The 23,401-nt window shown below is 76.1% G+C and carries 5 protein-coding genes and 1 pseudogene; 2 read left to right on the top strand and 4 right to left on the bottom strand.

Going from position 1 to position 23,401, the window contains the following annotated elements; translation table 11 throughout:
* Window positions 1-166 precede the first annotated feature (166 nt).
* A pseudogene (locus tag D7318_RS35130) lies at window positions 167-3,940 on the top strand (type I polyketide synthase); the annotation flags it as partial.
* Window positions 3,923-8,797 carry a type I polyketide synthase gene (locus D7318_RS35125; RefSeq protein WP_456243337.1) on the top strand — a complete coding sequence of 1,625 codons (4,875 nt, stop codon included), beginning with the start codon at window positions 3,923-3,925 and terminating at the stop codon, window positions 8,795-8,797. The pseudogene D7318_RS35130 and the gene D7318_RS35125, both read left to right, overlap by 18 nt.
* Window positions 8,798-8,977: 180 nt before the next feature.
* On the opposite strand, the gene thiO is transcribed toward D7318_RS35125, so the two are convergent.
* Genes thiO through D7318_RS34055 form a run of 4 tightly spaced genes read right to left on the bottom strand, consistent with a single transcriptional unit; the run spans window position 8,978 to window position 23,399 of the window.
* Window positions 8,978-10,066 (bottom strand): glycine oxidase ThiO, encoded by a 1,089-nt coding sequence (gene thiO, locus D7318_RS19640; RefSeq protein ID WP_120698434.1) that lies wholly within the window; start codon window positions 10,064-10,066, stop codon window positions 8,978-8,980.
* Window positions 10,063-12,150 (bottom strand): type I polyketide synthase, encoded by a 2,088-nt coding sequence (locus D7318_RS19635; protein ID WP_120698433.1) that lies wholly within the window; start codon window positions 12,148-12,150, stop codon window positions 10,063-10,065. The genes thiO and D7318_RS19635 overlap by 4 nt, the downstream gene beginning before the upstream one ends.
* A 36-nt stretch (window positions 12,151-12,186) precedes the next feature.
* Window positions 12,187-12,750, bottom strand: a complete 564-nt coding sequence (locus D7318_RS19630; protein WP_120698432.1) for an FcoT family thioesterase — start codon at window positions 12,748-12,750, stop codon at window positions 12,187-12,189.
* Window positions 12,747-23,399 carry a type I polyketide synthase gene (locus D7318_RS34055; RefSeq protein ID WP_183091493.1) on the bottom strand — a complete coding sequence of 3,551 codons (10,653 nt, stop codon included), beginning with the start codon at window positions 23,397-23,399 and terminating at the stop codon, window positions 12,747-12,749. The genes D7318_RS19630 and D7318_RS34055 overlap by 4 nt, the downstream gene beginning before the upstream one ends.
* Window positions 23,400-23,401 lie beyond the last annotated feature (2 nt).

Here is a 23,401-nt window from a genome sequence, read left to right as displayed (position 1 = left end):
GCGCCGCGTGCCGCTGCCCACCTACGCGTTCCAGCGCGAGCGCCACTGGCCCGAGGTCACCACCGCGTTCGAGCACGTCGCGCGGGCCGCCGACGCCGAGCCGCGCGAGGAGCTGACCCAGGAGCCGCCCGCGGAGGCGCGCGGGGGAAGCGCGCCATGGGCGGAGCGGATCGCCGGGCTGCCCGAGGAATCGCGGGAGCGCGAGGCGCTCGCACTGGTGCGGCTGCGCACGGCGTTGGTGCTCGGCCATCTGAGCACGGACTCGGTGGACGTCGACCGGGCGTTCCGCGACCTCGGCATGGACTCGACGCTGGCGGTCCAGCTCCGCCAGTCGTTGAACGACGCGACCGGACTCGCGCTCCCCGACAGCGCCGTCTACGACCACCCGAGCCCGACGCGGCTGGCCCGGCGGCTGTGCGAACTCGCCCTGGGCGACGACGCGTCGGCGGGCGACTCCGCCGCGCGGACGGCGGCGGGGGCCGACGCCGACGACCCGGTCGTGGTCGTCGGCATGGCCTGCCGCTTCCCCGGTGGCGCGGGCTCGCCCGAGGGGCTGTGGCGTCTTGTCGACAACGGCACCGACGCGATCAGCCCGTTCCCCGACGACCGCGGCTGGGACCTCAAGGGGCTGTACGACCCGGAGCCAGGCGTGCGCGGCAAGACCTATACGCGGCACGGCGGATTCCTCGACGTGGCCGCCGAGTTCGACGCGGAGTTCTTCGGGATCAGCCCGCGCGAGGCCACGGCCATGGACCCGCAGCAGCGGGTGCTGCTCCAGATCGCGTGGGAGGCGTTCGAGCGCGCGGGGATCGATCCCGGCGGGCTGCACGGCAGCGGCACCGGGGTGTTCGTGGGCGCGATGTCGCAGGAGTACGGCCCGCGGCTGCACGAGGGCGACGAAGGACTCGGCGGCTATCTGCTCACCGGCACCACCGCGAGCGTCGCCTCGGGGCGGCTGGCCTACACGTTCGGCCTCGAAGGCCCCGCGGTGACGATCGACACCGCGTGCTCGTCGTCGCTCGTCGCGCTGCACCAGGCGGCGCAGGCCCTGCGCGCCGGGGAGTGCTCGCTCGCGCTCGCCGGCGGCGTCACCATCATGGCGACGCCGGGGATGTTCGTGGAGTTCGGGCAGCAGCGCGGGCTCGCCTCGGACGGCCGGTGCAAGTCGTACGCGGCCGCGGCCGACGGCACCACATGGGGCGAGGGCGCGGGGATGATCGTGCTGGAACGCCTCTCGGACGCCCGGCGCAACGGGCACCCCGTGCTCGCCGTGATCCGCGGCTCCGCCGTCAACCAGGACGGGGCGTCCAACGGCCTCACCGCCCCCAACGGCCCCTCCCAACAGCGCGTCATCACCCAGGCGTTGGCCAGCGCCGGGCTCACCCCCCACGACGTGGACGCCGTCGAGGGCCATGGCACGGGCACCTCGCTCGGCGACCCCATCGAGGCGCAGGCCCTCCTGGCCACCTATGGCCAGGGCCGCGAAGAGCCCCTGTGGCTGGGGTCGTTGAAGTCCAACATCGGGCACGCCCAGGCGGCCGCGGGCATCGGCGGCGTCATCAAGATGATCGAGGCCATGCGCCACGGCGTTCTTCCGATGACCCTGCACGTCGACGAGCCCAGCCCGCGCATCGACTGGGCCTCGGGCCGCATCGAGCTCCTCACCGAGGCCCGCGCCTGGCCCGAGACCGACCACCCACGCCGCGCCGCCGTCTCCTCCTTCGGCATCAGCGGCACCAACGCCCACCTCATCCTCGAACAGGCACCCGACCAACCGGCCGAGACCGCGGCGGTCCCCGAGGCCCCCGAGGGCGGCGTGGTCCCGTGGGTGCTCTCCGCCAGGAGCGAGGACGCGCTGAAGGACCAGGCCAGGCGCCTGCGCGACCACCTGGCCGCCCGCCCCGGGCTCGCGCCCGCCGCCATCGGCCACGCCCTGGCCACCACGCGCGCGCACCTCCCGCACCGCGCGGCCGTCGTCGCGGCCGACCGCGCGGCGTTCGAGCGCGCCCTTGACGCCCTCGGCCGCGGTGAGCCGTCGCCCGCCCTGGTGCGCGGCACCCCGCGCCCGGGCGGGACGGCGTTTCTCTTCACCGGGCAAGGCAGTCAACGCCTGGGCATGGGACGGGAGTTGTACGCCGCGTTCCCGGCGTTCGCGCGCGCGTTCGACGACGTGTGCGCGGTGCTCGACGGGGTCGTGCGGGACGTGATGTGGGGCGACCGGGAGGCGCTCGACCGGACCGAGTTCACCCAGCCCGCGATCTTCGCGGTGGAGGTGGCGCTCTTCAGGCTGCTCGAGTCATGGGGCGTGCGGCCCGACTTCCTCGCCGGGCACTCGATCGGCGAGCTGGCCGCCGCGCATGTGGCCGGGGTGTTCTCGCTCGAGGACGCCGCCGTGCTGATCACCGCCAGGGGCGCGCTCATGGGGGCGCTGCCGCCCGGGGGCGCGATGGTGGCCGTCGAGGCCACCGAGGACGAGGTCACCCCCTATCTGACGGGGCGCGTGGGCCTGGCCGCCGTCAACGGGCCGACGTCCGTGGTGCTCTCGGGCACCGAGGACGCCGTCACGGCGGTCGTCGAGCGCCTCGGCGAGCGCAGGGCGAAGCGGCTCAAGGTCTCCCACGCGTTCCACTCGCCGCTCATGGACCCGATGCTGGAGGACTTCCGCCAGGTCGCCGAGGCCATGGAGTACGCGCGGCCGGTGATCCCCGTGGTGGCGGACGGCGACGTGGCCACCCCCGAGTACTGGGTGCGGCATGTGCGCGGCACGGTGCGCTTCGCCGACGCGGTGACCCGTCTCGAGGCCGAAGGCGTCACGCGCTACCTGGAGTTGGGCCCCGACGGGATCCTCACCGCCATGACTCGGCAGTCCCTCGCCCGGGCCGACGCGGCCACCGTCGTCCCCACCCTGCACCGCGACCGCGAGGAGCCCCACGCGCTGGTGACCGCGCTCGGCCGCCTGCACGCGCACGGCGTCCCCGTCGACTGGGCGGGCGTGTTCGGCGGGGCCCCCGCGCCCGCGCTCGATCTGCCCACCTACCCGTTCCGACGCTCGCGTTACTGGCTCCCGACGCCCAGGCCCACCGCGGGCGCCGACGGCCTGGGCCTCGCGGCCACGGGCCATCCGCTGCTGACCACCGCGGTCGAGCTGCCCGACCCGGGCGGCCTGCTCCTGACGGGCCGGGTGAACGCGTCAGAGCCCGCCTGGGCGACCGAGCACGTCGTCTTCGGCACCGCGGTCATGCCGGGCGTGGCGTTCGTCGACATGCTGCTGCACGCCGCGGCCCGCGTCGACCGCCCCCGGATCCTCGACCTCACCCACCATGTCTTCCTCGCCCTGCCCGAGCGCGGCGCGCTCCAGCTGCGGGTGCTGGTCAGGCCCGAGGACGACGCGGGGCGGCGGACGTTCGCCGTCCACTCGCGGCCCGAGGACGCGCCGCGGGACGCCGACTGGACGTGCCATGTCACCGGCACGCTCGGCCTGGCGGGGGACGGCGCGCCCGCCGCGCCCGGCCCCGAGGCGGCCTGGCCCCCGGCGTCGGCCGAGAGCGTGCCGACCGAGGGCTTCTACCGGCGGATCGCCGAGGCCGGGTTCGGCTACGGCCCGCTGTTCCAGGGGCTCACCGCCGCCTGGCGCGACGGCGACACGCTGTATGCCGAGGTGGCCCTGCCGTCGGGGGTCGCCCCCGGTGGCTACGGCGTCCACCCGGGGCTGCTGGACTCCGCGCTCCACCCCGTCGCGCTGGCCTCGCCCGACGCCCCGGCGGACGGCACGCTGCTCGTGCCGTTCTCGTGGAGCGGCGTCACCCTGCACGCGTCCGGTGCGCGCGCCCTGCGCGTCACGCTGGCGCGCCCCGGCCCCGAGACGGTCGCGCTGACGGTCACCGACGCGTCGGGCGCGCCGGTCCTGACCGCCGACTCCCTGGTGCTGCGCCCCGTCGGCGCCGACCAGCTCGCCGCGGCGCGGCCCGAGCGCGACGGGGCGCTCCACGAGGTCGCCTGGCGCTCGCTGCCCGCGCCCGAACGCGCCACCACGCCCCCGGACGGGGCGGGTTGGGCCGTCGTGGGGAGCGCCGACGACCGGCACGTCGCCGCGCTCGCGGCGTCGCTCGGCCGCGCGACCGAGACCCACCCCGACGCCGACGCCCTGCGCGCGGCGCTGCGGGCCGGTGCCGAGGGGGCCAGGACGGTCGTCGTCCCCGGCACCGCGTGGGCCGCCGCCGATGGCGCCGACCCGGCCGAGGCGGCGCACGCCGCGACGCGCCTCGCCCTCGCGCTGGCGCAGGCGGTGCTCGCCGAGGGCGGCGCCGACTGCCGCCTCGTGGTCCTCACCGAGGGCGCGGTCGCCACGGGCGCGGACGCCGGGCCCGGCGCGAACGGCGCCGATCCGGCCGCCGCCGCGGTCTGGGGCCTGATCCGCTCGGCGCAGTCCGAGCACCCCGACCGCTTCACGCTGCTCGACCTCGACGGCTCGCGCGCCTCCCGCGAGGCCCTGGTGGCGGGCCTGGCCACCGGCGAGTCCCAACTCGCCGTGCGCGAGGGCAGGTTCCTGGTGCCCAGGCTGGCCGGGCTCGGCGAAGGCGCGCCGCCGGCCGCGCCGTTCGACGCGCGGCGGACCGTGCTGGTCACCGGCGGCACCGGCGCCCTCGGCGCCCTCCTGGCGCGCCACCTGGTCACCCGGCGCGGCGTCAGAAGGCTGCTGCTGACCAGCAGGAGGGGCCCCGAGGCGGCGGGCACGCTCGTCGACGAGCTGACCGCGCTCGGCGCCGACGTCACCGTCGCCGCCTGCGACGTCGCCGACCCCGACGCGCTGGCCGCGCTGCTCGCTTCGCTGCCGGACGAGCACCCGCTCGGCGCGGTGGTGCACTGCGCGGGCGTCCTGGACGACGGCGTCGTCACGGCGCTCGCCCCGGAGCGGCTCGACGCGGTGCTGCGGCCCAAGGCCGACGGCGCGTGGAACCTGCACCGGGCGACGCGGGACGCCGACCTGGACGCGTTCGTGCTGTTCTCGTCCGCGGTCGGCACCCTCGGCTCCCCGGGGCAGGCCAACTACGCCGCGGCCAACGCCTTCCTCGACGCGCTCGCCGAGCACCGCCGCGCCGCCGGGCTGCCCGCGACGTCGCTCGCGTGGGGCCTGTGGGAGAGCGGCATGGCCGACACCCTCGACGAGCGCGACCTGGCCAGGATGAGCCGCGGTGGCCTCGCCCCGATGCCCGAGGAGCGGGCGCTCGCCCTCTTCGACGCGGCCCTCGCGGCGGAGCGCGCGGTGCTCGTGCCCGCGGCGCTCGATGGCGCGGCGGCCCGCGCGCAACGGGCGTCGAGCCCGCTGTCGCCGCTGCTGGCCGAGCTGTTCCCGGCCAAGGACCAGCCCGCGAGGCGCGAGAGCGCCCCGGCCCCTGACGCCCCGCTGCGCCGACGGCTCGCGGGCCAGCCCGAGGCCGAACAACGCCGTCTGCTCCTCGACTTCCTGGCCGAGCACGTCGCCGCCGTCCTCGGTCATGCCTCGCCGCCCGCGCTCGATCCAGGGAGCCCGTTCAGGGAGCTGGGCTTCGACTCGCTCAGCGGCATCGAGCTGCTGCTGGTGCTCGGCGAGGAGACGGGGCTGCACCTGCCGTCCACCATGCTGTTCGACCACCCCACGCCCGACGCGCTGATCAGCCACCTCAGGGACGAGCTGGTCGACGACGAGGCCGCGCCCGACGACGACGCGCCGCCCTTCGCCGCGCGGGCGGCGAGCGCCCCCGAGGCCGCGCGCCCCACGCCCGCCGACGACGAGCCGATCGCCGTCGTGGGGATGGGCTGCCGCTTCCCCGGCGGCGTCAGCACGCCCGAGGAGCTGTGGCGCCTGGTGGCGGACGAGCGGGACGCGGTGGGCGCGTTCCCCGACAACCGCGGCTGGGACGTGGAGGGCCTCTACGACCCCGACCCCGACGCCCCGGGCAAGACCTATGCCCGCGAGGGCGGGTTCCTCTACGACGCCGACCGCTTCGACCCCGAGTTCTTCGGGATCAGCCCGCGCGAGGCCCTGGCGCTCGATCCGCAGCAGCGCCTCATCCTCGAAACGGCGTGGGAGAGCCTGGAGTCCACCGGCATCGACCCCACGACGCTGCACGCCACGTCGACCGGCGTCTTCACCGGGGTCGTCACGCAGGAGTATGTCTCCCTGACCCACCGGGGCAGCGAGCGCGTCGAGGGCTATCTGCTGACCGGCACCACCGCGAGCGTGGCCTCGGGCCGCGTCGCCTACACGCTCGGCCTTGAAGGGCCCGCGGTCACCGTCGACACGGCCTGCTCCTCGTCGTTGGTGGCGCTTCATCTGGCCTGCCAGGCCATCCGCCAGGGCGAGTGCGACATGGCCCTGGCGGGCGGGGCGACCGTGATGGCCAACGCCGGGATGTTCCTGGAGTTCAGCCGCCAGCGCGGCCTGGCCCCCGACGGCCGGTGCAAGTCCTTCGCGGCCGCGGCCGACGGCGTCGCCTGGGCCGAGGGCGCGGGGATGATCGTGCTGGAACGCCTCTCGGACGCCCGGCGCAACGGGCACCCCGTGCTCGCCGTGATCCGCGGCTCCGCCGTCAACCAGGACGGCGCCTCCAACGGCCTCACCGCCCCCAACGGCCCATCGCAGCAACGCGTCATCGCCCAGGCGTTGGCCAGCGCCGGGCTCACCCCCCACGACGTGGACGCCGTCGAGGGCCATGGCACGGGCACCTCGCTCGGCGACCCCATCGAGGCCCAGGCCCTCCTCGCCACCTACGGCCGGGACCGCCAAGAGCCGCTGTGGCTGGGGTCGTTGAAGTCCAACATCGGGCACGCCCAGGCGGCCGCGGGCATCGGCGGCGTCATCAAGATGATCGAGGCCATGCGCCACGGCGTCCTCCCCCGCACCCTCCATGTCGACGAGCCCAGCCCGCACATCGACTGGACCACGGGCAACATCCGCCTCCTCACCGAGGCCCGCGCCTGGCCAGAGACCGACCACCCACGCCGCGCCGCCGTCTCCTCCTTCGGCATCAGCGGCACCAACGCCCACCTCATCCTCGAACAGGCACCCGACCAACCGGCCGAGACCGCCGCCGCGCCCACGCCGCACGGGCCCGTCCCGTGGATCCTGTCGGCCAAGACCGCCGAGGCCCTCCCCCACCAGGCCGAGCGCCTGCTCGACCACGTCACCGAGCACCCCGACCTGCACCCGGCCGACATCGCCTACTCCCTGGCCACCGCGCGCACGGCGTTCGAGCACCACGCCGCCGTCGTCGGCACCGAAAGGGACGACCTGATCGCGCGGCTGCGGGCCCTCGTCCACGACCCCTCGTCCGCCACGGTGCGCACCGGGCCGCCCACCGAGCGGGTGGCGTTCCTCTTCACCGGGCAGGGCGCCCAGCACGCGGGGATGGGGCGGCGGCTCCACGCGACCTACCCCACCTACCGGGCGGCGTTCGACGAGGTGTGCGCCACGCTCGACCGCCACCTGGAGGCCGAACGGCCGCTCAGGGACGTGGTGTTCGGCGACGACCCGGCGCTCATCGACCGCACCCGCTGGACCCAGCCCGCGCTCTTCGCCCTCCAGACGGCCCTGACCCGCCTGCTGGCCGACGACTTCGGTGTCACCCCGACCCATGTCATCGGCCACTCCATCGGCGAGATCGCCGCGGCGCACACCGCGGGGATCCTCTCCCTCGACGACGCCTGCCGCCTGGTCGCCGCCCGCGGCACCCTGATGCAGGCCCTGCCCGCGGGCGGCGCGATGATCGCGGTCGAGGCCACCGAGGACGAGGTCACGCCGCATCTCACCGACCTGGTGGGCATCGCCGCCATCAACGGCCCCCGCGCCGTCGTCCTGTCCGGCGACGAGGCCGAAGTGACCGCGATCGCCGGGGAGTTCGCCGGACGGGGGCGGCGCACCCGCCGCCTCACGGTCAGCCACGCGTTCCACTCGCCGCTCATGGAGCCGATGCTCGACGACTTCTGGCTGACCGCCCAGCTGCTGACCTACCGCCAGCCGCGTATCCCGCTGGTCTCCACGGTCACGGGGCGGCCCCTCGGCTCCGATGTCGCGGACGCCACGTACTGGACGGACCACATCCGCGCCACCACCCGTTTCCACGACGGACTCATGGCGCTCCAGGGCCTCGGCGTCACCACCTTCCTCGAGATCGGCCCCGACGCCGTCCTCACCGCGCTCGCCCGCCGGGCGCTTCCGCAGGCCACCGCCGTTCCGCTGCTGCGCCCCCGGCACGACGAGCCGGACGACCTGGTCAGGGGCCTGGCGCAGGTCCACGCGTGCGGGGTGCCCGTCGACTGGGAGGGGTTCATCGGCGGGAGCGGGGCCAGGGGCGTCGCGCTTCCGACGTATGCGTTCCAGCGGCGCCGCTACTGGCTCGAGGCGCCCGAGCCCGCGGGCTCGGCGGCCGGGCTCGGCCTGGAGTCCGCGTCCCATCCGCTGCTGGCCACGGCCACCGAACTCCCGGACGGCAGCCACCTGTTCACCGGCCGTGTGGCGCTTGCCGGCCACGCGTGGCTCGGCGACCACATCGTGATGGGCACGGTCGTCCTGCCGGGCACCGCGTTCGTCGAGCTGGCCTTCCACGCCGCGCGGACCGTCGGCTCGGACGAGATAGCCGAGCTGGTCCTGAACGCGCCCGTCACCTTCGGCTCCCAGGGCGCGGCGCTGCTCCAGGTCATCGTGGGGCCCGAGGAGCCGACGGGCCGTGCCCTCACCATCAGGTCGCGCGCGGAGGGCGACCACTCCTGGACCGAGAACGCCACCGGCACGCTGAGCGCCCTGGCGACGGTCTCCTGACCGCCGGGTCCGGGCCGAGAGCGAGCCGCGAGGGCCGGGTCCCCTTCCCTGGGGCCCGACCCTCCGGCATGCCCGCGGCCCGGGGGCGACGCGACGCCGCCCCGCTCCGGCGGTGGGCCGGAACGGGGCGGCGGGGGCGGGTGCCGAAGGGGGGCGGGTACCGAAGGGGCGGGCCGGTCGTCAGGCCAGGCGGAGCGGGGTGAACGGCGCGGTCACGGCGGGCGGCGTCGCGTCGGTGAGGTGGGCCGCGATGGCCTCGGCGGTGACGGGGGCGAGCTGGACGCCCATGCGGAAGTGGCCCGAGGCCAGGTAGACATCGGGCACGGTGGTGGGGCCGATGAGGGGCAGGTCGTCGGGCGAGCCGGGGCGCAGCCCCGCGCTGACCTCGGCGAAGCGCAGCGCGCCCACGCCCGGCATGACGGCGGCGGCGCGGGCCAGCAGGCCGCTGGTGCCATCGGCGGTGACGGTCTCGTCGTAGCCGCGCTCCTCGTAGGTGGCGCCGACGACGAGCTCGCCGTCGAGGCGGGGCACGAGGTAGAGGGACGAGCCCTTGGAGAGGGCGCGGGCGGTGACGGCGAGCAGCGGCGGGTCCGAGTGCAGGCGCACGATCTGGCCCTTGACGGGGCGGATCTCGGGGATGGCGCCCTGGGGCAGGCCATCGACGCGGTGCGTCCAGCAGCCCGCGGCCAGGACGAGGCGGTCGAACGCCACGGCCTCGCCGTTGTCGAGGACGACGGCGTGGTCGGCCACGCGGGTGGCGGCCCTGCGGATGACGGTGCCGCCGAGCGCCTCGACGGCGGTGATCAGCGCGGCGGTGAGGACGCGCGGGTCGACGGCGCCGTCGTCGGGCGACAGCAGGCCGCCGAGGACGGGCGCGAACGCCGGCTGGAGCGCGCCGACCTCGGCCGCGGTGAGGCGTTCGGTGCGGATGCCGAGCGACTCCTGGAAGGACTGCTGGCGGTCGAGGGAGCCCAGGGCGTCCTCGTCGAACGCGGCGTCGAGGACGCCGTCGTTCCTGAAGCCCGCGGGGGCGAACTCCTCGAGCTCGGCGACGAACGACGGGTACAGCTCGCGGGAGGCCAGGCACAGGCGCAGGAGGTTCTCCTGGTCGTACATCTGGTCGTTGACGGCGGGGAGCATGCCGCCCGACACATGGGACGCCTTGCTGCCGGGGGCCGGGTCGATCACGGTGACGGCGAGGCCCGCGCGCCGGGCCCGCCAGGCGGCGGCGAGGCCGATGACGCCACCGCCGACGACAACTGTGTTCACGATGCGCCCTCCTGGAGGAGCAGCCGCAGGTGGGAGGCCAGCCCTGCGGGGGTCGGGTGGTCGAAGGTGAGGGTCACGGACAGGCGCAGCCCCGTCGCGGCCGAGAGGCGGCGGCTGAGCTCGAGGTTGCCCATGGAGTCGAGGCCGACGGCGCCGAACTCGCGGTCGGGGTCGACGTCGTCCGCGCCGTCGAAGCCGAGGACGGCGGCGGCCGCCGCCCTGACGAACTCCAGGGCGGCGGCGTCGCGTTCGGCCTCGGGCAGGTCGGCGAGGCGGCTGCGGAGCGTGTCGGTCGCGGCCTGCCCGCCGGGGCGCGCGGGCGCGAGGTCCGCGAGAACGGGCGGAACGTCCCCGGTGAGGCCCGCGTCGTTCAGCCGGACGGGGGCGAGGACCGCCTCGTCGGCGGCGATGGCGGCGTCGAAGAGGGCGAGGCCCTGCTCGGGCCCGAGGGGCGCGAAGCCGGTGCGCCTGATGCGGGTCAGCTCGGCGGTGGAGAGCTCGGAGCCCATGCCGCCCTCGCTCTCCCACAGGCCCCAGGCCAGGGACACGCCGCGCAGGCCGAGGGTGCGGCGGTGGTGGGCGAGCGCGTCGAGGAAGGCGTTGGCGGCGGCGTAGTTGGCCTGGCCCGCGGTGCCGACGAGGCCGGCGACGGAGGAGAACACCACGAACGCGCACTCCGGGTCGCGGATCAGGTCGTGCAGGTGGAGCGCGGCGTCGACCTTGGGCGTCAGGACCTTGTCGAGCCTGCGCGGGGTCAGGGTGCCGATGACGGCGTCGGCGAGGACGCCCGCGGTGTGGATGACGGCCGAGGGCGCGGGGATGTCGGCGAGGGTGCGTTCGAGGGAGGGCCGGTCGGCCGCGTCGCAGGCGAGCACGTCCACGCGGGCGCCGAGCGCGGTGAGCTCGGCGGTGAGCTCGGCCGCGCCGGGGGCGGCGGGGCCGCGGCGGCTGAGCAGCACGAGGTGCTCGACCTCGTGGCGGGTGACCAGGTGCCGGGCGACCAGGCGGCCGAGGGCACCCGTTCCGCCGGTGAGCACGACGGTGCCCGTCAGGGTCGCGGGGCGGGGCGGCGGGCGGCGCACCAGGCGCGGCCGGAACAAGGCGCCGTGGCGCACGGCGAGTTGGGGCTCGCCGGAGGCGACGGCCGCGGCGAGGGCGCGGCCCGAGTCACCGGGGTCGTCGATGTCGACCAGGGTGAAGCGGTCGGGGTGCTCGGTCTGTGCGCTGCGCAGCAGCCCCCACACGGCCGCGCCAGGCACGTCGGACAGGACCTCCTGGGGGCGGGTGGCGACGGCGCCGCTGCTGACCAGGACGAGGCGGGACGCGGCGAGCCGCGGGTCGGCGAGCCACTCCTGGACGAGCATCAGGGCGCGTTGGGCCACCGAGTGCACCGGGGAGTCCTCGTCCGTGCAGGAGACCACGATGACGTCGGGCGCGGGGGCGCCCTTGCGCAGCGCGGCGTCGAGCGCGCGCAGCGAGGGGTAGGCGTCGAACGGGCGGCGGATGGTCTTGAGCGCGCCGGTGAGGCCGATGTGGTCGGTGCCGAGGAACGCCCAGTGCCGCTGGTCGGCGGCGGCGGGCGGCTGCACGACGGGCTTCCACGCGACCCTGAGCAGCTGGGCGCGCTGGCCCGCGGCGTCGAGCTGGTCGGGGGTGACGGAGCGGGTGACAAGGCTGCCGACCGTGACGACGGGCTCGCCGTCGTCGCCGGTGAGCGCCAGGGAGACCCCGCCGTCGCCGGGAACGGCGTGGACGTTGACGGCGCGGGCGCCCGCCCTGTGCAGGCGCACGCCGCGCAGCGCGAACGGCAGGAACGTGCCGCTCTCGCTGTCGAGCCCCGGCACGAGCGCGGACTGGAGCGCGGCGTCGAAGAGCGCCGGGTGCAGGTGGTAGTCGCCGTCGCCGCCGTTCGCGCCCGCCAACTCGGCCTCGGCGTAGACCTCTTCGCCGTGCGACCACACGGCGCGCAGCCCTCGGAAGGCGGGCCCGTACTGGAGGCCGCGGTCGGCGAGACGGCCGTAGAGGTGGTCGATGTCGACTTTCCGGACTCCATCGGGAAGCCCGTGCTGTTCTGCGTGGCTCATCGTCGCTTCCTTCGCCGGGGCGGAGCTGGCTGGCTGTCAGTTCTGGGGCGGGTTGGTGATCGCGGCCGAGATCTCGCCATGGCTCTCGCCGCCGTGCTCGTCCCAGTACTGGGCCCGGGTCCGCAGCATGACGAGGGCGTCGCGCAGGTCGTTGGCGTCCCACTCGGCGATGTCGACGACCTCGATCCGGCCCTTGAAGTGGCGGCCGCTCATGGCGCTGCGGAAGGCGCTCTTGAAGTCGGTGATGAGGATGTCCGCGAGCTGCCGCTGCCAGAACTGGTCGAGCGTCCACCGCGAGAACGGCTCGATCAGCGACTCCTTCACGGCCTTGGCCATCAGGTAGTAGGCCATCTGGTTGAAGCAGATGTTGAACTCGACCGAGTTGAAGTGCCCCGTGTCGTCGATGTAGCAGGACTCGGGGATGTAGAACGAGCAGGCCGCGGTGAGCCGTCCGCCGTCGCCGGGGTCGCCCTCCAGGGTGACCTCGGCCGAGGTGAGGTACTCGCAGCGCTTGGCCCGGTACGGGGTCAGCACGCGGCGCAGCAGCTCCTCGTCGGTCGGGTGGACGCGCTGTGCGGTGTCGTGGAGCAGCTCGGTCATGTCGGGTCTCCTGATCGTTGCGCGGTGCGGAGCAGCTCGGCCAGGCTCATGCCCTGGATCTCTGCGGTGCGGTCCTCGACGCTCTCGCCGTCCGCGTCCTGCGCGCGCTCGGGCTCGGCCTCCGCCTCGGGCTCGTCGAGCGCCAGCTCCTTGAGCAGGTGGCGGGTGAGGACGAGCGCGGTCGGGTGGTCGAAGACGAGGGTCGCGGGCAGGCGTTCGCCCACGGTCTCGCCCAGGCCGTTGCGGAACCGCACGGCGGCCAGGGAGTCGAAGCCCATGTCGCGGAACGACCGTTCGGCGTCGACCTCGTCGGCGCCCGCGAAGCCGAGGGTGGCGGCGGCCTGGGCGCGGACGATGTCGAGGAGGGCCTGTTCGCGGCGGGCCCGGGTGAGGCGGGCGAGCCGCTCGCGCAGGCTCTCGGCGGGCTCGGCCGCCGATGCGGCGGGGTCGACGGCGCGGCGGGCCGGGCCGCGCACCAGGTCGCGCATGAGATAGGGCACATCGGCGCGGCGCTGCCCTGTCAGGTCGATCCTGACGGGCGCCAGGAACGCCCGGTCGAGCGCCCCGGCCGCGTCGAGGAGCGCGAGGCCCTCGTCGGAGGCGATGGGCAGGACGCCGTCGCGCCGCATGGTGGAGAGGTCGGCGGCGTCCAGGGCGCCGGTCATGCCGCTCGCCTCCTCCCACAGCCCCCAGCCGAGTGACTGCGCGGGCAGCCCATGGGCGCGCCGGTGGGCGGCGAGGGCGTCGAGGAAGGCGTTGGCGGCGGCGTAGTTGCCCTGTCCTGCGCCTCCGGTGACGCCCGCGGCGGAGGAGAACAGCACGAACGCCGAGAGGTCGTGGTCCGCGGTGAGCTGGTGGAGGTTGAGCGCCGCGTCGACCTTGGGGCGCAGCACCGCGGTCATCTTCTCCTGGGTGAGCGAGGAGATGACGCCGTCGTCCAGGAGCCCGGCGGTGTGGACGACCCCGGCGAGGGCGCGGCCCCGGAGCAGCGCGGCGAGCGCGTCGCGGTCGGCGGCGTCGCACGCGGCCACCTCGACGCGGGCGCCGCGTTCGGTCAGCTCGGCGGCCAGCTCGGCCGCGCCTGGCGCGGCGGGGCCGCGGCGGCTGGTGAGCAGCAGGTCGGTGACGCCGTGCGCGGCGACGAGGTGCCGGGCGACCAGGCCGCCCAACGTGCCGGTGCCGCCGGTGATCAGCACCGCGCCGGGCCTGTCGCCGAAGACGGTGGCGGGGGCGCCGACGGCGTCGCCGGTCACCCGGGTGAGGCGCGGGCGGTGGGGCGTGCCCGAGCGGATCGCGAGCTGGGCCTCGCCGGTGGCGACCGCGGCGGCGATGGCGTTCTCGTCGGCCGCGGCGCCGTCGCCGTCGCCGTCGTTGTCGCCGTCCTTGGCACCGGGGTCGAGGTCGATCAGCACGATCCGGTCGGGGTTCTCGGTCTGGGCGCTGCGGGCCAGCCCCCAGACGGCGGCCCCGGCGAGGTCGGTGACGTCCTCGCCGTGCACGGACACGGCGCCCCTTGTGACGATGGCGAGCGTGGCGCCGTCGGCCCGGTCGTCCTCGAGCCAGGAGCGCAGCGCGCCGAGCGCCGATGCCGTCGCGGCGTGCACCGCCTCAGCGGTCGTGCCGCCCGCGCAGCGGTGCACGACGGTCTCGCGGCCCTGGCCTTCGGCCGCCGCGGGGGTCCAGGTCAGCTCGAACAGCGCGTCGTGGGACGCGTTCGCCGGTGCCAGCCCGCCGCCTGCCATGGGCCGCAGGACGAGCGAGGCGACGGACGCGACGGGGCGGCCCGCGGTGTCGGTGAGGCGCAGCGCGACCTCGTCGTCGCCGAGCCTGGTCATCCGCAGCCTGAGCGCGGCGGCGCCCGAGGCGTGCAGGTCGACCCGGGTCCAGGCGAACGGGAGCGTGACGCGTCCGGCGTCGGCGGCCAGCAGCGCGGTGGCGTGCAGGGCCGCGTCGAGCGCCGCGGGGTGCAGCCCGAACCGCGCGGCCTCGGCGGCGGCCCGCTCGGGCAGCGCGATGTCGGCGTACACCTCGTCGTCGCCCGAGCGCCAGGCCGCGCGCATCCCCTGGAAGGTGGGCCCGTACGCCAGGTCGTCCTCGGCGGACCGCTCGTAGAAGCCGGTGAGGTCGATCGGCTCCGCGCCGGGCGGGGGCCAGGCCGCGGGCTCGGGCGCGGGCTCGGGGCCCGCGTCGGCGAGCGTGCCGTGGGCGTGCCGGGTCCACGGGGCGTCGGCGGGGGCGTCCTCGGGCCGCGAGTGGATCGACACGGTGCGCAGGTCGGCGTCCACGACGACCTGGACGGCCACGCCGCCGCGCCCGGGGAGGGCGAGGGGCGCCTCGAGCGTCAGGTCGTCCACGCGTCCCCTGCCGACCTCGTCGCCCGCCCTGACGGCGAGCTCGACGAAGCCTGACCCCGGGAACAGGGCGGTGCCGCCGACGACATGGTCGGCGAGCCACGGCTGGGCCGACACCGAGAGGCGCCCGGTGAGCAGCACGCCGCCGAGTCCGGCGATCGGCACCGCCGCGCCCAACAGGGGGTGGCCGGTGGGTACTTGGCCGACGCCCAGGGCGTCGCCCGGCTGCTCGGGCTGCCAGTCGAGCCAGTAACGCCTGCGCTGGAACGGGTAGGTGGGCAGGTCGACGCGGCGCGCCCCCGTCCCGGCGAACGCGGTCTCCCAGTCCACGCTCGCGCCGCGCACATACGCCGCGGCGAGCGAGGTGAGGAACTGCCGCGGGCCCCCGGCGTTGCGGCGCAGCGTGCCGACGAGCGCGGCGGCCACCCCGGCGGACTCGGCGGTCTCGCCGAGCCCGGCGAGCAGGCCGGGGTGAGGGCTCGCCTCGACGAAGATCTCGAAGCCGTCGGCGAGCAGCGCCCGCGTGGTCTCCTCGAACCTGACGGTCCCCCGCAGGTTGGTGTACCAGTACTCGGTGTCGAGCCCGGCGGTGTCCAACGGCGCGGCGGTGACGGTGGAGTAGAACGGGACGGTCGAGGTCCGCGGCGTCAGCCCGGTCAGCTCGGCGAGCAGCCGTTCGCGGATCTCCTCGACGAACACCGAGTGCGAGGCGTAGTCCACGGGGATGCGGCGGGCCTGGACGCCGTCGGCGTCCACCCTGGCGCGCAGCTCGTCGAGGGCGTCGGGGTCGCCGCACACGACGACGGATCCCGGGCCGTTGATGACGGCGAGCTGGAGGCGGCCCTCCCCCGCGGCCAGGTAGTCGGAGGCGCGGTCGGCGGAGACGGCGACCGACATCATGCCGCCGCGGCCCGCGAGGTCCTGGCGGATGATCCGGCTGCGCAGGGCGACGACGCGCGCGCCGTCGTCGAGGGACAGCGCGCCCGCGACGCACGCGGCGGCGATCTCGCCCTGGGAGTGGCCGACGACGGCGGCGGGCTCGACGCCGACGGCGCGCCACGCCTCGGCCAGCGACACCATGACCGCCCACAGCACGGGCTGCACGACGTCGACGTCGTCGAGGGCCGGGGCGCCGGGGGCGCCGCGCAGCACGTCGAGCAGGTCCCACGCGACATACGGTTCGAGCGCCTTGGCGCACTCGCCCAGGCGCGTCGCGAACGCCGGGGAGTGCTCGAGCAGCTCCACGCCCATCCCGCGCCACTGCGAGCCCTGGCCCGGGAAGACGAACACGGCGCGGGGGTCGCCGCGATGGACGCCCTGGACGACGGAGGCGGGGGTGTTCCCCGCGGCCAGCGCGTCGAGCCCGGCGAGGAGTCCCTCGCGGTCGGCGTCCACGACGACGGCGCGGTGTTCGAGGGCGGCGCGGCCGCGGGCGAGCGAGGCGGCGGCGTCGAGCTCGTCCACGTCGTCGTGGTCGCGCAGGTGGGTGGCGATCCGCGCGGCCTGGGCGCGCAGCGCCTCGGCGGACGCGGCCGCCAGGGTCAGCGGCAGGGCGGCGGGCCGGGGGCCGCGGGGCTCGGCGGGGGCGAGGGGCGGCGCCTCCTCGATGACGACGTGGGCGTTGGTGCCGCTGACGCCGAACGAGGAGACCCCGGCCCGGCGCGGACGCCCCGTCGTCGGCCAGTCCCTCGGCTCGTGGAGCAGCTCGACGGCGCCCTCGGTCCAGTCGATGTGCGGCGACGGGGTGTCGGCGTGCAGCGTGCGGGGCAGCAGGCCGTTCCGCATCGCCATCACCATCTTGATGACGCCCGCGACCCCGGCGGCGGCCTGGGCGTGCCCGAGGTTGGACTTGATGGAGCCGAGCCACAGCGGCTCGCCGTCGGCGCGGTCCTGGCCATAGGTGGCCATCAGGGCCTGGGCCTCGATGGGGTCGCCGAGTGTGGTGCCGGTGCCATGGCCCTCGACGGCGTCGACGTCGGCCGGGGTCAGGCCGGCGTGGGCCAACGCCTGCCTGATCACGCGCTGTTGGGCGGGGCCGTTGGGCGCGGCCAGGCCGTTGGACGCGCCGTCCTGGTTGACCGCGGAGCCGCGGACCACCGCGAGCACGGGGTGCCCGGCGCGGCGGGCGTCGGAGAGGCGTTCGAGCAGCAGCAGGCCCGCGCCCTCGGCCCAGCCCGTGCCGTCGGCCGAGGCGCCGTACGCCTTGCAGCGGCCGTCGGCGGCCAGGCCGCTCTGGAGGCTCATCCCGACGAACGTCTCGGGCGTGGCCATCACGGTGACGCCGCCCGCGAGAGCCAGGGTGCACTCGCCCTGACGCAGCGCCTGCATCGCCCAGTGCATCGCCACCAGGGAGGAGGAGCAGGCGGTGTCGACGGTGACCGCGGGGCCCTCGAGGCCGAGGGTGTAGGCGATGCGGCCCGAGGCGACGCTGCCCAGGGTGCCCGCGGCGGTGAAGCCCGCGAGGTCCTCGGAGACGGTGCCGGAGCGCGGCGCCCAGTCGTGGTACATGACCCCGGCGAACACGCCGGTGGGGCTGCCCTTGAGCGACAGCGGGTCGATGCCGCCGCGCTCGATGGCCTCCCAGGCGACCTCGAGGAGGAGCCGCTGCTGCGGGTCCATCGCCTGGGCCTCCACCGGGCTGATGCCGAAGAAGGTGGGGTCGAACTCGGCGGCGTCGTGGAGGAATCCGCCCTCGCGGGTGTAGGTGCGGCCCTGCTTGCCCGGCTCGGGGTCGTAGATCTCCTCGGTGTGCCAGCCGCGGTCGTCGGGGAACGGGCTGATCGCGTCGGTGCCGTCGGCGACGAGCCGCCACAGGTCCTGGGGCGTGGTCACCCCGCCGGGGTAGCGGCAGGCCATCGCGACGATCGCGATGGGCTCGTCGGTCGCGGCGCGCGGGGTGGCGCGCGCGGGGGCGGCGGCGGGCGCGGCGCCGCCGACCTTGTCGAGCACATGGTCGGCGAGGGCGTGCGGCGTGGGGTGGTCGAAGATCAGGGTGGAGGTGAGGCGCAGCCCCGTGGCCGTGGTGAGCGCGTTGCGCAGCTCGACGGCGGCCAACGAGTCGAAGCCGAGCTCGGTGAACGCGCGGCGCGGGTCGATGGCGTTGGCGCTCTCGTGGCCGAGAACGGTGGCGATCTGCGCGCGGACCAGGTCGAGGACGATCCGGGCGCGCTCGTTGTCGGGCCGCCCGGCCAGCTGGTCGGCCAGCGCGCCGCCGGGGCCGCCCGCGGTCGCCGCCGCGGCGTGCCTGCGGGCGGGCGCGCGGACCAGGCCGCGCAGCATCGGCGGGATGCCGTCGGGGCGGGCGCGCAGCGCGGTGGCGTCGTAGCGCAGGGGCACGAGCGCGGGCGCGTCGGTGGCCAGGGCCTCGTCGAGGAGGGCGAGGTTCTCGGCGGCGTCCAGGGCCGGGAGTCCCGAGCGTTCGGCGCGGCGGAGGGTCACCTCGTCGAGCTGGGCGCCCATGCCCGCGTCGCCGGCCCACAGGTTCCACGCGAGGGACGTGGCGGGCAGGCCCTGGGCGGCGCGGTGTTCGGCGAGGGCGTCGAGGAAGGCGTTGGCGGCGGCGTAGTTGCCCTGTCCCGCCGCTTCCAGGGTCCCGGCCGCCGAGGAGAACAGCACAAAGGCGGCGAGCGGCAGGTCGCGGGTCAGCTCGTGCAGGTGCCAGGCGCCGTCGGCCTTGCCGTGGAAGACGGTGTCGACCTGCTCGGGGGTGAGCGACCCGGCGAGGCCGTCGGCGACGACGCCCGCGCTGTGGACGACCGCGGTGAGCGGGTGCGCGTCGGGGACGCCCGCGAGCAGCGCGGCGACGGCGTCCCGGTCGGCGACGTCGCACGCGGCAACGGTGGCCTCGGCGCCCAAGGCGGCCAGCTCGGCGACCAGTTCGGCCACCCCGGGGGCTTCGGGGCCGCGGCGACCGGTGAGCAGCAGGCGCCTGACGCCGTGCTCGGCGGCGAGGTGGCGGGCGACCAGGCCGCCGAGCCCGCCGGTGCCGCCGGTGATCAGGACCGTGCCATCGGGGTCGAGGCCGAGGGACCGCGGCGGCTCGGGCGCGGGCACGCGCGCCAGGCGCGGCACGGTCACCGCGCCGTCGCGCAGGGCGAGTTGGGGCTCCCCGGTGGCCAGGGCGGCGCGCAGGGCGTCCTCGGGCATGTCGCGGTCGGTGTCGACGAGGACGAAACGCCCGGGGTTCTCGGCCTGGGCGGCGCGCACCAGCGCCCAGGTGGGCGCGAGCGCCAGGTCGCCCTGCGCGTCGCGCGTGACGATCGCGAGCCTGGTGTCGTCGCGCAGCGCGCCCTGGATCAGCTCGAGGACGTGCAGGGTCGCCGCCCTGGCCGCGTCCGCGGGCGCGCCGGGGAAGGCCGCGGGGACGGACACGAGGGTGAACTCCCGTGCGGCGGCGTCGGGTTCGGCGGGGGCCTGGATCGTGGTCCACGCCACGCGCAGCAGCGAGCCGCCGCGCGACCCGCGCGAGGCCAGGGCCCCCGAGGGCAGGGGCCGTTGGACGAGGGACCTGATGGTGGCGACGGGCGCCCCCGCGGGGTCGGCCAGCTGGACGGAGACCGCGTCGGGGCCCGTGTGGTGCACGCGGACGCGCACGGCGGTGGCGCCGGTGGCGTGCAGCTCGACGCCGACCCAGGCGAACGGCAGGCGCACCCGGCCGTCGTCCTGGTCCTCCTCGTCGGCGTGCAGCGAGGCGTCGAGCAGCGCGGGGTGCAGCCCGAAGCGGTGGGGCGCCGCGTCGGCCAGGGCGACCTCGGCGAACACCTCGTCCCCGCGGCGCCACGCGGCGCGCGCGTTCTGGAACGCGGGGCCGTAGGCGTAGCCCTGTGCGGCCTGGCGCGCGTAGAGCCCCTCGACGTCGATCGGCTCGGCGTCGGCCGGGGGCCACTGGGCGAACGCGCCGGGGTCGGGCGCGGGACCATCGGCGCGCTCGGCCAGCAGGCCGCCGGCGTGGCGGGTCCAGCGCTCGTCGCCGTGCGCGGCGCGCGACCAGATCTCGACGGGGCGGCGTTCGGCCGCGTCGGGCGCGCCGACGACGACCTGGACCTCCACCTCGGCGTCGCCCGGCAGCGACAGGGGCGTCTCCAGGGTGAGTTCGTCGAGGACGCCGCAGCCCGCCTCGTCCCCGGCGCGCACGGCCAGCTCGACCAGGGCGGTGCCTGGCACGAGGACGGTGCCCGCGATGACGTGGTCGGCCAGCCACGGCTGCGACCGGGTGGACAGGCGGCCTGTGAGCACGAGCCCCTCGGTGCCCGCCAGGCTGACGGCGGTGTCGAGCAGGGGGTGGCCGATCGTGTCGGCGGCGGCGCTGCCGGGGTCGAGCCAGTAGCGCCTGCGTTGGAACGCGTAGGTGGGCAGGTCGATCCTGCGGGCGCCGCGCCCGGCGAAGAAGCGGTCCCAGTCGACGGCGACGCCGTGGGCGTGGGCCAGGCCGAGCGCGGTGAGGGCCTGGCGCTCCTCGCCGTGCCCCTTGCGCAGCAGCGCGGCGAACGCGGCGGTGTCGGAGTCCGCGACGCACTCGCGGCCCATCGCCGAAAGGACGGCGTCGGGGCCGAGTTCGATGAACGTGGTGACGCCCCGGGAGTCGAGCCAGCGCATGCCGTCGGCGAACCGCACGGGCTCGCGCACATGGCGCGCCCAGTAGTCGGCGTCGAACGCGGTGACGGGCTCGCCGGTCAGGTTGGAGACGACGGGGATCTTCGGCGGGGCGTAGGTGAGGGTCTCGGCGACGCGGCGGAACTCGTCGAGCATCGGATCCATGAGCGGCGAGTGGAACGCGTGCGAGACACGCAGCCGCCGCGTCTTGTGCCCCCGCTCGGCGAAGTGGGCGGCGATGGCCAGCACGTCGTCGGCGTCGCCCGAGACGACGACGGCGGTCGGGCCGTTGACGGCGGCGAGCGCCGTGTTCCCGGTCAGGTGGGGGGTGACGTCGTCCTCGGTGGCCTGGATGGCGACCATGGCGCCCCCGGCGGGGAGTTCGTGCATGAGCGTGCCGCGGGCGCCGACGAGCAGCGCGGCGTCGCCGAGCGTCATGACCCCGGCGGCGTGCGCGGCGGCGATCTCGCCGATGGAGTGCCCGGCCAGGAGCCCCGGGGTGACGCCCCAGGAGTCGAGCAGCCGGAAGAGGGCGGTCTCGACGGCGAAGAGCGCGGCCTGCGCGTAACGGGTCTGGTGCAGCAGCTCCTCGCCTGGCGAGCCAGGCTCGGCGAACAGCACGTCGCCCAGGGGCTCTTCGAGGTAGAGGTCGAGGTGGTCGGCGGCCTCCTGGAGCGCCTCGGCGAACACCGGGAACGCCTTGACCAGCTCGCGGCCCATGCCGACGCGCTGGCTGCCCTGGCCGGTGAAGAGGAACGCGGTGCGGCCCGTCGTCGGCGCCGTGCCGGTGAGCAGCCCCGGGGCGGGCTCGCCCTGGGCGAGGGCGGTGAGCGCCCGGCGCAGCTCGTCGCGGTCGGCGGCGACGATCGTGGCGCGGTCGCGCAGCGCGGCGCGCGTGGTGGCGGCCGAGTAGGCGATGTCGAGCGGGGACGCCTCGTCCACGGTGGTCAGGAGGCGTTCGGCCTGGCCGCGCAGCGCGTCCTCCCCCTGCGCCGACAGGACGACCGGCACGAGGCGTTCGGCCGCGGGGAGTTCGGGGGGCGCGAGGGCCGCGGGGGCCGCGGGGGTCCGGGCGTCCGCCGCGGGCGGCGGCTCCTCGATGAGGACATGGGCGTTGGTGCCGCTCGCGCCGAAGGAGGAGATCCCGGCGCGGCGCGGCGCGCCGTTCGCCTCCCAGGGGACGGGCTCGGTGAGCAGCGCGACGGTGCCGTCCGACCAGTCGACGTGCGGGGTGGGCTCGTCGACGTGCAGGGTGCGGGGCAGGGTGCCGTGGCGCATCGCCATGATCATCTTGATGACGCCAGCGACCCCCGCCGCGGCGCCCGTGTGCCCGATGTTGGACTTCACCGAGCCGATCCTGAGCGGCGCCTCGGGCGAGCGCCCGCGCCCGTAGGCGGCGACGAGGGCCTGGCCCTCGATGGGGTCGCCGAGCGTGGTGCCGGTGCCGTGTGCCTCGACGGCGTCGACGTCGACGGGGGTGAGCCCGGCGTCGGCGAGCGCGCGGCGGATGACGCGCTGCTGGGCGAGGCCGTTGGGCGCGGTCAGCCCGTTGCTCGCGCCGTCCTGGTTGATGGCGGTGCCGCGGATCACGGCGAGGACGGGGTGCCCGTCGCGCACCGCGTCCGACAGGCGGGCCAGCACGAACACCCCGACGCCCTCGGCGAAGCACGTGCCGTCGGCGGCGGCGGCGAACGCCTTGATCCGCCCGTCGGGGGCGAGTCCCCGCTGGCGGCTGAACGTGGTGAAGGTGCCGGGGCTGGAGATCACGGTGACGCCGCCCGCGAGCGCGAGGCCGCACTCGCCGCCGCGCAGCGCCCGCACCGCGAGGTGGAGGGCGGTGAGCGACCCGGAGCACGCGGTGTCGACGGTGAGCGTGGGCCCTTCGAGGCCGAGCGTGTAGGCGACGCGGCCCGAGACGACGCTCGGGAGGTTCCCGGCCATGATGTAGCCGTCGAGGCCCTCGGGCGCCTCGTGCGTGCGGGGCCCGTACTCGTGCGGCTCCGCGCCGATGAACACGCCGGACTGGCTGCCGCGCAGCCGCCCCGGGTCGATGCCCGCGCGTTCGAGCGCCTCCCAGCAGGTCTCGAGCAGCACCCGCTGCTGCGGGTCCATGGTGAGGGCTTCTCTGGGGTTGATCTGGAAGAAGTCGGCGTCGAAGTCGGCGGCGTCCGGCAGGAATCCGCCGCGCCGCACATAGCTGGCGCCCGTGGTGGCCGGGTCGGGGTCGTAGAGGCGGTCGAGGTCCCAGCCTCGGTCGGCGGGGAAGTCGGTGATCACATGGGTGCCGTCGGCCACGAGCCGCCACAGGTCCTCGGGCGAGTGCACGCCGCCGGGGAAGCGGCAGCCGATCCCGACGATCGCGATCGGCTCGTCGAACGCCCCCGGCACGGCCGGGGTCGAGGTCTCCTCGTCGGGCGCGGCGGGCTCGGCGTCGCCGTGCACCACGTCCACCAGGTGGTGGGCGAGCGCGGCCGGGGTGGGGTGGTCGAAGCCGATCGTGATGGGCAGGTCCACGCCAAGCTCGGCGGTGAGCCGCCGGTGCAGCTGGACCAACCCGAGCGAGTCCAGGCCCACCGCAAGGAACGGACGGTCGGCCGCCACGTCGGCGGCCCCGTCCTCGTACGCATCGGGATGGGCGGCGCGCAGCACGGCAGTGGCCTGCGCCAGCACCAGCTCAAGCATCGCGGCCCTGGACTGCTCGGTCATGT

The sequence above is a fragment of the Streptomyces radicis genome (genome assembly GCF_003626575.1).
Taxonomy (GTDB): Bacteria; Actinomycetota; Actinomycetes; order Streptomycetales; family Streptomycetaceae; genus Streptomyces; species Streptomyces radicis.
Note: the sequence above shows the minus strand (reverse complement) of the source record. Positions and strands in the feature narration are given on the sequence as shown.

Coding starts and splice junctions, on each gene's coding strand:
- D7318_RS34055 (WP_183091493.1), bottom strand. CDS start 23,399: ATGACCGAGCAGTCCAGGGCCGCGATGCTTGAGCTGGTGCTGGCGCAG.
- D7318_RS19635 (WP_120698433.1), bottom strand. CDS start 12,150: ATGAGCCACGCAGAACAGCACGGGCTTCCCGATGGAGTCCGGAAAGTC.
- D7318_RS19630 (WP_120698432.1), bottom strand. CDS start 12,750: ATGACCGAGCTGCTCCACGACACCGCACAGCGCGTCCACCCGACCGAC.